This is a genomic window from Bacillus cereus group sp. BfR-BA-01441, from assembly GCF_022663075.1.
GTDB classification, from domain to species: Bacteria; Bacillota; Bacilli; order Bacillales; family Bacillaceae_G; genus Bacillus_A; species Bacillus_A cereus.
In genome coordinates this window covers 1-10,392 of the sequence record NZ_JAKUEU010000122.1, presented here as the reverse complement: position 1 = coordinate 10,392, position 10,392 = coordinate 1, and the positions used below count along the sequence as shown (strand labels likewise).

Sequence of the window (10,392 nt, the reverse complement as noted above, 5' to 3'; positions counted from 1 at the left end):
AAAGATACGATTTGGACAAAAATTGAACAGTTGGCAGAAGAACAAGTGAAGAAACAGTGGAGTGTTTAATTTTCTTTTTAACTTAAAAAGCTAAATGAAGTTATCAGATATAGGTGGGACGGGATAGAATATAAGGGAATTAATTTTTTATGGCAAGAAGCATTCCACATGTTTTAACGTTCTAACCAATCTGTAATATTTATGGCTACAGTATGTTAATATATGAGAAACAATATTTTTAATCGTAGGAGGAAAATCATGAACAGCGACTTTACCTTGGCCATACACAGTTTAACTTATTTAGCTTTACAGCCAGACCGGATGTCAACAAGTAATGCTATTTCAGAAAGTGCAGGTGTTCATCCAGTACGCATTCGCAAAGTACTAAGTTTGTTAAAAAAACATAAGTTTATACAATCGAAAGAGGGGACTGGTGGCGGTTTTATTTTCGCTCGCGATTTAGATGAAATTAATCTTTGGCATATTTATCAGATAACCTCTGAAGGTGCTTTGCAGCCGAAGTGTCCAGAATCAAACAATCAGTGTGTTGTAGGTTCGAATATGCGAAAAGTTCTTTTCGCTATTTTCTTAGGTGCTGAAGAGCATCTAGGTGAATACTTAAAGAATTATACAATGAAAGAAGTTGTTGACCTTATCAATCAAGAGCGTTAAGCGGCTTAATTATTATATAGCCGTGAGTTCTTAACACTTAAATGTAATGAAAAATATTACAGTATAATTTGTTTTTATATCTTTTTTATCGTCACAAAAAATATTTATAGGAAGGTGAAACGGTATGATGTCAAATAATAATCATGTTTTAAAAGTAGGAGATTGGGTTCGTGGAATATCAAATGAAGGTGAATTAATAGTTGGTTATATTGTATCACTTGATGATGTAGAGGATATAGTTACAGTTAGTATTGTGAAACGTGACGGCCAGTACACAATAAACGAAGCGATTTTACTCTTTAGTAAACACGTTAACAAACTCCCTGAATCAAAGGTAATAAATAAGGAACAAATCCTTTATCTTATAGATCTTGCATTATTAACAGGGGATGAAGAATGGTTTATCGAGCTTTCTTCAAAATTAAACTCGATAAAAGAGCTAGTTAATGAGGGATTTTAAAATTTAAACTTTTGAGGGTGCACACAATCCGTCTTATGGGACACAATTACTTTTCGCATAAAAGGAAATGATGTAAAAACGATTCATTACAAACATAGAGATATCCCTGAAGAAGAGCCGAACAAACTACAATTAAGATGATATTGAAGTGATTTGTTTGTGTATTCCTGATAACGATAATTATGTAAATGAGCTGTCCATATGGGGCAGCTTTTTTGTTTTTTGCTCAGTGTAGCTTTTTAAATTGTATATGAATTCAATATTAATAATATATATCCTAAAATTTGGTTTTTGTATTTTGGGATTTTTTTCTTTTTACCTACATTAATTATTTATTAGAATATCTTTTATGTTTAAAATAAAATTTTTTGATAAAAGGGGATATAAGTATTTTTATAATAAGTCACCTAGAAAAACAATGTATTATTGTATTTTTTTACTAACTAATTCAGCTTTAAGCGATAAAAACAATGGCTACATGCTAACTGTAAAATGTTATCCATATAAAATTATTCCTCTTTAATATTTCTGAAAATATAAAAATATTAATTTTATAAATATACACGTTATAATGAGGGCGTCGAGAGAAATTTTATTATCTCTGGAGAAAATATAAAAAATGCGATTATTAGTAAGAAAGGTGTGTGATTAGAGGCGAAATGTATGTAATGTGCTTCAGTGGCTTGTGTGAGCAATATCATCAGTGCTACCGAAGTTATGAAAGTAATGTATAGAATTGAGAAAGAAATGCCTCGCAAATGAAGAGAGGCCGGTTTAGCTAAAATTACTGTTAAAAGTAAAAAAGAGAAACCATTAAAGTAATACACTGTTATTAGAAATGTTGCAACGTATTTATGAAGTCTATTCTATATTGTTCTCTTAAGGGGTCTTTATATAAAGAGCGGATATTACGAGTAAACTTTTTTGTGAACGCTAACAATTATATTAGGACGCTAATTAGCGAATGTTTCAATTTGGATTCATTATGATGAAGGACATACAATGTGGGGCAACTTGTAAGGAATTCATTTTCCAAAAAGGGAATATTTGTTAGTTGCAAAGAGAAATGCAGGAATAGATACAAGGGGGAGTTATTATATGAACGGGAATACTGCAAAGAAAATAGAAGTTCAAGCTGAAAATACCGCACTAAAAAATGAGCAATATGCAGATCCGAAAAAGTGGCATAAGCAGGATACTACATGGGCACTCAGTCTATTTGGAACTGCAATTGGAGCAGGGGTGCTCTTTTTACCGATTAATGCAGGTTCAGGTGGTTTATTATCTTTACTACTAATTACATTGCTTGCATATCCAGTTATGTACTACTCACATAGGGCACTTGCTAAAATGATATACGCTTCTAATTCTGCTGATGAGGGGATCACAGGTACAATTAGAGAGTATTTCGGAAATAAAGCGAGTATCATTTTTAACATCGTATATTTCGGTTCAATTTATACAATCGTACTAATGTATTCGGTTGCGCTTACAAACACTGCAAGTAGTTTTATTGTGCATCAATTGCACATGCCAGAACCTCCAAGAGCTATTTTATCACTTGTATTAGTTCTTGGTCTTATCGCTATACTGAATTTTGGTCAAGATATTACTGTAAAGGTAATGAGTATGTTAGTGTATCCTTTCATAGTTTCTCTACTGTTTATCGCAATATCTTTAATTCCACAGTGGAATACGTCAATGCTTAGTTTTTCAGCTGTTTCAACTGCTTCAACAGGAACAGGCTATTTTGGGACGATATTGATGATTCTACCAATCATCGTATTCTCATTTAATCATTCACCTATGATTTCATCATTTGTTGTGAAACAGAGAGCTACGTATGGAATCGAAGCCACTGATGCTAAATGTGCGCAAATACAAAAGGTTTGTTATATCATGACATTCGCTGTTGTTATGTTCTTCGTTTGGAGTAGCGCATTGAGCTTGACTCCAGATGATATAAAAATGGCAAAAGAACAAAACTTATCAATTCTTTCATATCTTGCTAATGAGCTTAATTCGCCTGTAATCACTATTGCAGCTCCAATTATTGCTTTTGTGGCTATTACAAAGTCTTTCCTTGGCCATTATATAGGAGCATTTGAAGTAATGCGTGACATGATTATTAAGTTTGGTAAATCACGTGGAAAAGATATTGAAGAAAAAACAATTAAGACAATAATTCTTACTTTTGTTGTATTATCATGCTGGTTTGTTGCTTATACAAATCCAAGTATTCTTGGACTTATTGATTCTCTAAGCGGTCCTTTAGTTGCTGCTATCTTATGTCTATTACCGATGTATGCGATTCAAAAAGTGCCAGTACTAGCTAAATACAAAGGGAAAATGAGCAACGTATTTGTTATTATTGTAGGTGTACTTACTGTCTTAGCAAGTATTAAGTCATTATTCTAATTCACTACTGTTGGTTTTAGTATCAAAATAGTTGGATCTGAGAAAATAAGGAGCAAGTTTTGAATAGTTTTTTTCAAAACTTGCTCTTAAAATATTCTAAGGAATTAATTTTACAAATAAGTTTATTCATATTAGTCATCTAGCGTTTTGGTCATATACTCATCCAATATTATCAAGACCTAAATCGAAAAATTTTAAATATCAAGCGCCTAACGTATTATATATCCCTAATATGTTAGGCGCTTTTATTTTGGATAATAAATTTTGAACCTGAATTTGAATAGTATATTTCTCTATTTGATGCTTATTTAATATTGTAAAATTTGTATTGAAAATTCGAGGTTTTAAAAGTATCATATACATATTCAAACATTTGAAGATGTATATGATACTTTTTGAAATTGAGGAAAAGTAACGGAGGGATTTCAATGGGAAACGAAATGCAACAATTTAAAGCAGATTTCTTTAAAGCCTTAGCACACCCTTTGCGAATAGGTATTTTAGAATTATTGTCAGAAGGTGAAAAAAGCGTAAACGAAATTCAAGATATTTTAAATAAGGAAGGCTCAGCTGTTTCTCAGCAATTAAGTGTACTACGTTCAAAAAATATTGTTGTTGGTAGGAAAGATGGAAAAAGAGTTTTATATTCTTTACGAGACCCTATTATTGTGGATTTATTGGTGGTTGCACGGAAGATTTTCAACAACCATTTAATCGATACGATTTCAATGTTAGAAGAGCTAGATGAAGCAGAAAGTGAAATGATGGCCAAGGAGGGATAGGTTGAGTATTGAGGTTAAGAAAGAAGATATCATCCAACATGGGATTGAAACATTTCGCTCATTAGGAGCTCATTACGTTTGTGAAGTTTGTATAAAAAGTGGAAATTCTTGTTGTTTTTCATGCCAACATTTACAAGATGGAGTTGGATGTCGAAAAAGAAATACTGCTTGTACAGCTTGGTTATGTGGAATTCAAGGTTTTTTATTTGATCAAATAGGATTACTGGATGAATGGAATCGTTTTTGGAGTGAAATTCCAGGACAAATGTTTCGTAGAGATATTACTCCAGATAAGGTAAGGATTAGATCGTTTATTGATACGAAGAAGCTAGATAGTCGAGCCGGAGAACGTTTAGCAGAAAGATTGAAATCCTATGTACAACAAGGTGGAGATATAGGTGAATTGGAGTGTCATTTAAGTAAAACATATAGTAAATATTAGGATGTTTTTTATTTTTGTGAAAAGGACAATTTTCTGTATAAGGGACCGAGAAATACATTTGTAATCCAGATCTATTAAAAATAGAAAAGAAGGGTTTGTAATGAGAAAGTTATTTACAGGAAGGTTTGAAGGATATTCATTAGCACATTTTCAAAAGGATCTTCTTTCAGGAATGATTGTTGGAGTTGTTGCGATTCCACTTGCTATGTCTTTTGCTATAGCCTCTGGTGTTAAGCCAGAGTATGGGATTTATACAACCTGTATTGCTGGAATACTCATTTCACTGTTTGGTGGTTCGAAGTATCAAATTGGAGGACCTACAGGTGCTTTTGTTCCGATTCTTTTAGGAGTTGTAATTACCTATGGATACGAAAATTTACTACTCGCGGGTTTGTTAGCTGGAATTATTTTATGTCTTATGGGAATCTTCAAACTAGGCTCTTTAATTAAGTTTATTCCACGTCCTGTAACAATTGGTTTTACTTCAGGTATTGCTGTTATTATCTTTACGGGACAAATTGCTAGTTTTTTAGGTTTAACAGGTATAAAAAAGCATGAGGAATTTCTAGCGAATTTGAAGGAACTCTTCACTCATATCAGTACTACCAATTTTTATAGTGTTATAACTGCTTTGATTTGCTTTTTTGTTATACTCATAACACCAAAGATTTTACCAAAAGTGCCTGGTTCATTAGTAGGTGTTGTTATTTCAACTGTAATTGCAACTGTATTTTTCTCAGGTCATGTACCTACTATTGGTACAGCATATGGCACGATTCCAAATACACTTCCTCAGTTTGATATACCAGAAATCACATTAGAACGTATAAAACAGTTAATTGGTCCTGCATTTGTTATTGCGATGCTCGGTGGAATTGAGTCGCTTTTATCCGCTGTCGTGGCAGATGGTATGACAAATAGTAAACACAACAGTAACAAAGAGCTTGTCGGTCAGGGGATTGCAAATATTGTTACCCCGTTATTTGGCGGGATTCCAGCAACTGGAGCAATTGCTCGTACAGCGACTAATATTAAGAGTGGGGCTGTATCTCCGATGTCGGGTATTATTCATGGGGGATTTGTGTTATTGACACTTTTACTGTTAGCTCCATATGCTTCACATATTCCTCTTGCTAGTATGGCTCCCATTTTAATGGTGGTAGCTTGGAATATGAGCGAACAAAAACATTTTTATCACATACTCAAAATGAAGACAGGAGATTCCCTTGTATTACTAGTAACATTTTTACTTACTGTATTTACTAGTTTAACAACAGCTGTGGAGATCGGTCTTATTTTAGCTGTTATTTTGTTTACAAAACGTATGAGTAATATGCTTGTTATATCTAAAGTGCTTCCTGATCATACAAAAAAGAATGAAAAATTGTTATCGCATGTGGTAAATAAAGCTCATGATTGTCCACAAATTAGTATTTATACAATAGAAGGCCCATTATTCTTTGGGGCTGCTCAAACATTTGAACAAAATATTTTAGCGACTATTCATTATAAACCTAAAGTTTTAATTTTACGTATGGGAAAAGTTCCTTTTATTGATACCACAGGAGAGTCTTACTTTAGGAATATTGTTCAGCACTTCAAAAAACAAGGTGGCGTACTTCTTATTTCTGGAATTCAATCAGAGCTAAAAGCCAATCTAGATAAGAATGGATTGTACGCTGAGATTGGGAAAGAAAACTTTTTTGATCATACCGGGGAAGCAATTAATTGTGCTTTAGGACATCTGAATACAAGAAAATGTATAGGGTGTAAGCATTTTGCTTTTCATGAGTGTACAGGGCTTTCTCAGCAATCTCAGGAAATCAATACAATAAAGAATAAAGTAAATGCATTAGATTTTTAAAAATTTCACTTCACATACAAAGTTTGTTTGATTTCATCTACTTTTTCATCATTTTATTAAAAAATAGAGAAGAAGAAAGTTTGCTTTGGAGAATGTGGAGAAGATTTTTTACAAGGTGTGAACAAGTAGTTTTTTTATACATTCAACAAATAAGTATCAAACAGTAAGAAGAGAATATTTTCCGTATATTTAAACGGAAAAGGGAAATTAAAAATAATATTTATTTAATAGAATACACGAAAATGAGTGGAGGAAATAAAAATATGTCTAATTTACCAAATTGTCCAAAATGTAATTCAGAATACACTTACGAAGATGGGAATCTTTTTGTTTGTCCAGAATGTGCTCATGAGTGGACTTTAGAATTAGAAGCTGAAAATAGTGAAGATACAAAGGTAATTAAAGATGCAAATGGAAATATTTTAAACGATGGTGATTCTGTAACAGTAATTAAAGATCTTAAAGTAAAAGGAACTTCATCAGTTGTAAAAATTGGTACAAAAGTAAAGAGTATCCGATTAGTTGATGGAGATCATAATATTGATTGTAAAATTGATGGTTTTGGAGCTATGAAATTAAAATCTGAATTTGTTAAAAAGGTATAAATACAATTTTGTTACATCAAAATTAGTTTGAAGTTAATGAATATACACTGTTTTTCAGCTGTACCCCGTGCCCAACAACTTAAGAATTTCGAATTACCTTGAAATGATAAAATGAACTTTGGGTTATGATTCAGCAGAGTTTTTGGGGAGTACCATGAAATTTTAGCTTGCTAGCAATATAGTACTGCCGAAATATTTGAAATAGCTATAAGACTATTCTTTCGATGGTATGATGAAAGATGTGGAAAAGGAATAGGTATCAATCAGACCTCAATATTAACCTTCACTATTAGCAACAAAAAACCACCTCTCATAAAGGTGGTTTTTCAGTATTAATATATTTTAATTAGTCACGTCTAAATGGCCCTTTTGGAGCAATTAGCTCTAAATTAGTACCATCTGAATCGGGGAAGTAGGCAACTCCTGTACCAATTCCAGATTTCTAGCCATCTTCTTGAAAGATAATTGGTTCTCCATATGGGTGCTATCTTATGCCCATCAGGCTAACAAAATGGATTGCCTCTGAAACAAAAAAATGATTTTTATTACTATAAAAAACGTAAAGTATCTGTTTTTAGAAAAAATTAATTTTTATAAATTGATGGAGATATAACTCAATTCTTTTATATATTTAGTTAAATATGATTGTCAGAATGAACTTAAAGTAATTATGATTTCTAGAAATGCGAACTGATGTTTTGAATTGGTTTAAAGTTGCTGGAACAAAATAAAACCAATTGAGCAAAAAAACTTGCAAAAATAAAAAGAGAGATGTATATTAATTGATGTATCAATAATTGATATATCAATTAATATTTTGACAAGAAAGAAAAGGAACATTTTATGAAGGAAATGTTCGTAAATATCAGTGGAGAAGAACGCAAAATACTTATTCATGTTCTATTACAGGTGCAAAAAAATGTAGAGAATATTAAAGAATAGAGAGTGTAGGGGGCAGAATAGTGTGGAAATAATCGCAGCTATTTTAGTCGGGATCGTAGCATTAGAACATTTGTTTATCATGATCCTTGAAATGTTTTTTATTGATTCAAAAGTAGCGAAACGTGCTTTCAAATTACCGAAGCATTTAGAAGGAGATCGAAACGTAGCCATTATGTTTGCAAACCAAGGTTTATATAATGGATTTTTAGCGGCTGGTCTCATTTGGGGACTTGTACTTGGACTCAATCCAATTGGTTATATGGTCCAATTATTTTTCGTGATTTGTGTGGTGATAGCAGCTATTTTCGGAGGTTTCACATCTAATAAATCAATTATTGTGAAACAAGGACTTCCAGCTGTTTTAGCACTGGTTGCCCTTTTATGTATGATATAGAATCAAAGTTTCTCAATAAAAGAACTCATTTTTGAAAAATACGCTATTCTTTCTGTAGAATTATAGGAAAGGATGGCGTTTTTGTATGCCTATTTCTATAAGTAGTGAATTATAACTATTTCCTCAAGGGACTCAACTGCTTTTCAGCTTTTGGATATATTTTCATCCATCTTTGTTTCCTCCTATTGTTGGATAGTGTAATAATTGATAAAAATTTTGATGAAATTGGATTATAACGATTGATCAAAAAAGTTAGTGATTAAAAATATTATTCTTTAGTACATACATTTTTAAGATGTTAAATATATTTCATAATAGTCTCTGTAAGATAGGGATAAGGAGAATAGTACTTTAAAGTACCTATAGCACTTTAAAGTGCGTACTTTTTATAACTTTGAATATCATTCATAATAGCACCAGTAAGAAGAAAACAAGCTTTACGGTACTACTAGTTACCAACGATGTTACAGCAGTTTATTTGGAATCAGATTGATTGAAAGGTTGTACTATATGGCCTAATAATTTCGAAAAAATGTCGGTGTGGCATAAAACAATTATGGAGGTTAAAGATATGAGTACTTCAAATTTGAATGAAATAAGTAAACAAATTGTAAAAGAGGAGGAAACGCTTCAATTTTCCTCTTTTACAAATGAAGATGCCTTGCAACTAGGTTTATTTATCGTTGAAACAGCAAAGCGAGAGGGGAAATTGATTGCTGTCGATATAACGAAAAATGGTGTGCAATTATTTCATTTCAAGATGACAGGGACAAATGCGGAAAATACGAAATGGATTGAGCGTAAAAAACGAGTCGTTTCCCTGCATGATCGTAGCTCGTATTATATGCAGATACAAAGTGAAATAACTGGAATTTCATATAATGAAAAATATCTTTTAGATACTTCGGAATATGCTGCGTTTGGTGGATGCTTTCCTATCAGAATAAAAAACGTAGGGGTTATTGGAATGATAACAGTTTCAGGATTACCACCAGAAGAAGATCACGAATTGGTAGTAAGAGCAGTTAAAAATCATTTGAACCAATAGTTGTAACTAGTCAATAGATAATTAAATTTAGGGGGCAATACTATGCCATTAATCGAGCTAAATACTTGGCCAACCATGTCAACAGAAGAAAAGAAGGAATTTATTTATAGTGTAACGGAACTTACAATAAAACTATTAAAAATTGTCCCTGATAAAATTCAAGTGTTGATAACGGAACTTGAGAAAGAAAACTGGGGGAAAGCTGGGGCTGTAGCAAGTGATGCTACCTTTGCTGTGAAAAGTAGGGTGTCCGATTGGGAGACAAAAGAGTCTTACGATACACTAGGTCGTAACGTTAATGGAATGGCTATTATTAAGATTGATATATGGAATACATTTGATCAAGAGACAAAGGATAAGTGGGTAAACGAACTTACACAAGTAACATCTAAATATACTCATGCACCTTTGGATAAAGTGCTAATTCTTATTCGTGAAATGATTCCAGGGAACTGGGGACAAAGTGGTGTAACAGGAGCTAATGCAGATTTCCTTTCCAAAAGTCGTACATTTTAATCATTAAATAAAAAAGGCAAAAATGAACACATTTCTGTTCGTTTTTGCCTTTTTATTATTTGTCTGTGGTAATGAACATGATCCTTTATATGTTTAAGTAATATTCTCTAAAGTTGCCCCTACGGGAAAGTGTATTTCTTCATTTGAAAGTCTTTTTCGTGGAATGTAGATTTCAATTTTTGAGCAAAATAAGCTAGGTTATATAAATGTTACTTTTTAGTACCTATAGTACTTTAAAGTACGTACTTT

10 protein-coding genes and 3 pseudogenes are annotated in these 10,392 nt (G+C 32.3%); 12 read left to right on the top strand and 1 reads right to left on the bottom strand.

Translation table 11 applies throughout. From position 1 onward, the window contains the following. The 9 genes and pseudogenes from MR107_RS32075 to MR107_RS27595 form a co-directional block, all read left to right on the top strand. Positions 1-69: pseudogene (locus MR107_RS32075) on the top strand (BA3454 family stress response protein); the annotation flags it as partial. Between the two features lie 189 nt (positions 70-258). Continuing rightward, positions 259-672 (top strand): Rrf2-family transcriptional regulator SaiR, encoded by a 414-nt coding sequence (gene saiR / locus MR107_RS27630; RefSeq protein WP_001083465.1) that lies wholly within the window; start codon positions 259-261, stop codon positions 670-672. Positions 673-796: 124 nt separating this feature from the next. After that, positions 797-1,132, top strand: coding sequence for an IDEAL domain-containing protein (locus MR107_RS27625; protein WP_000987462.1), 336 nt, complete (start codon positions 797-799; stop codon positions 1,130-1,132). Between the two features lie 7 nt (positions 1,133-1,139). Next, positions 1,140-1,273: pseudogene (locus MR107_RS27620) on the top strand (DUF3888 domain-containing protein); the annotation flags it as partial. Between the two features lie 957 nt (positions 1,274-2,230). After that, entirely contained in the window at positions 2,231-3,550 is a 1,320-nt protein-coding gene (locus tag MR107_RS27615) for an aromatic amino acid transport family protein (RefSeq protein WP_001014168.1), read from the top strand. 428 nt (positions 3,551-3,978) lie between these two features. Then, positions 3,979-4,332: an ArsR/SmtB family transcription factor gene (locus tag MR107_RS27610; protein ID WP_000526187.1), complete on the top strand. Its 354-nt coding sequence runs from the start codon at positions 3,979-3,981 to the stop codon at positions 4,330-4,332. Between the two features lies 1 nt (position 4,333). Continuing rightward, complete coding sequence (locus tag MR107_RS27605) at positions 4,334-4,774, top strand: hypothetical protein (protein WP_000021461.1); 441 nt, start codon at positions 4,334-4,336, stop codon at positions 4,772-4,774. A gap of 100 nt (positions 4,775-4,874) precedes the next feature. Continuing rightward, positions 4,875-6,638, top strand: a complete 1,764-nt coding sequence (locus MR107_RS27600; protein ID WP_001228486.1) for a SulP family inorganic anion transporter — start codon at positions 4,875-4,877, stop codon at positions 6,636-6,638. Between the two features lie 263 nt (positions 6,639-6,901). Continuing rightward, a complete protein-coding gene (locus MR107_RS27595; protein ID WP_000067659.1) occupies positions 6,902-7,243 on the top strand; it encodes a zinc ribbon domain-containing protein YjdM in 342 nt (113 codons plus the stop codon). Positions 7,244-7,589: 346 nt separating this feature from the next. On the opposite strand, the pseudogene MR107_RS32070 reads toward MR107_RS27595, so the two are convergent. Continuing rightward, a pseudogene (locus tag MR107_RS32070) lies at positions 7,590-7,724 on the bottom strand (VOC family protein); the annotation flags it as partial. 483 nt (positions 7,725-8,207) lie between these two features. Here MR107_RS32070 and MR107_RS27585 point away from each other — a divergent pair. The 3 genes from MR107_RS27585 to MR107_RS27575 all read left to right on the top strand — a co-directional run bounded on the left by MR107_RS27585 (position 8,208) and on the right by MR107_RS27575 (position 10,143). After that, positions 8,208-8,579: a DUF1304 domain-containing protein gene (locus MR107_RS27585; RefSeq protein WP_000402472.1), complete on the top strand. Its 372-nt coding sequence runs from the start codon at positions 8,208-8,210 to the stop codon at positions 8,577-8,579. Positions 8,580-9,111: 532 nt separating this feature from the next. After that, positions 9,112-9,627 (top strand): heme-degrading domain-containing protein, encoded by a 516-nt coding sequence (locus MR107_RS27580; protein ID WP_139362489.1) that lies wholly within the window; start codon positions 9,112-9,114, stop codon positions 9,625-9,627. 42 nt (positions 9,628-9,669) lie between these two features. After that, positions 9,670-10,143, top strand: coding sequence for a tautomerase family protein (locus MR107_RS27575; RefSeq protein ID WP_001128306.1), 474 nt, complete (start codon positions 9,670-9,672; stop codon positions 10,141-10,143). The last annotated feature ends 249 nt before the right edge of the window (positions 10,144-10,392 follow it).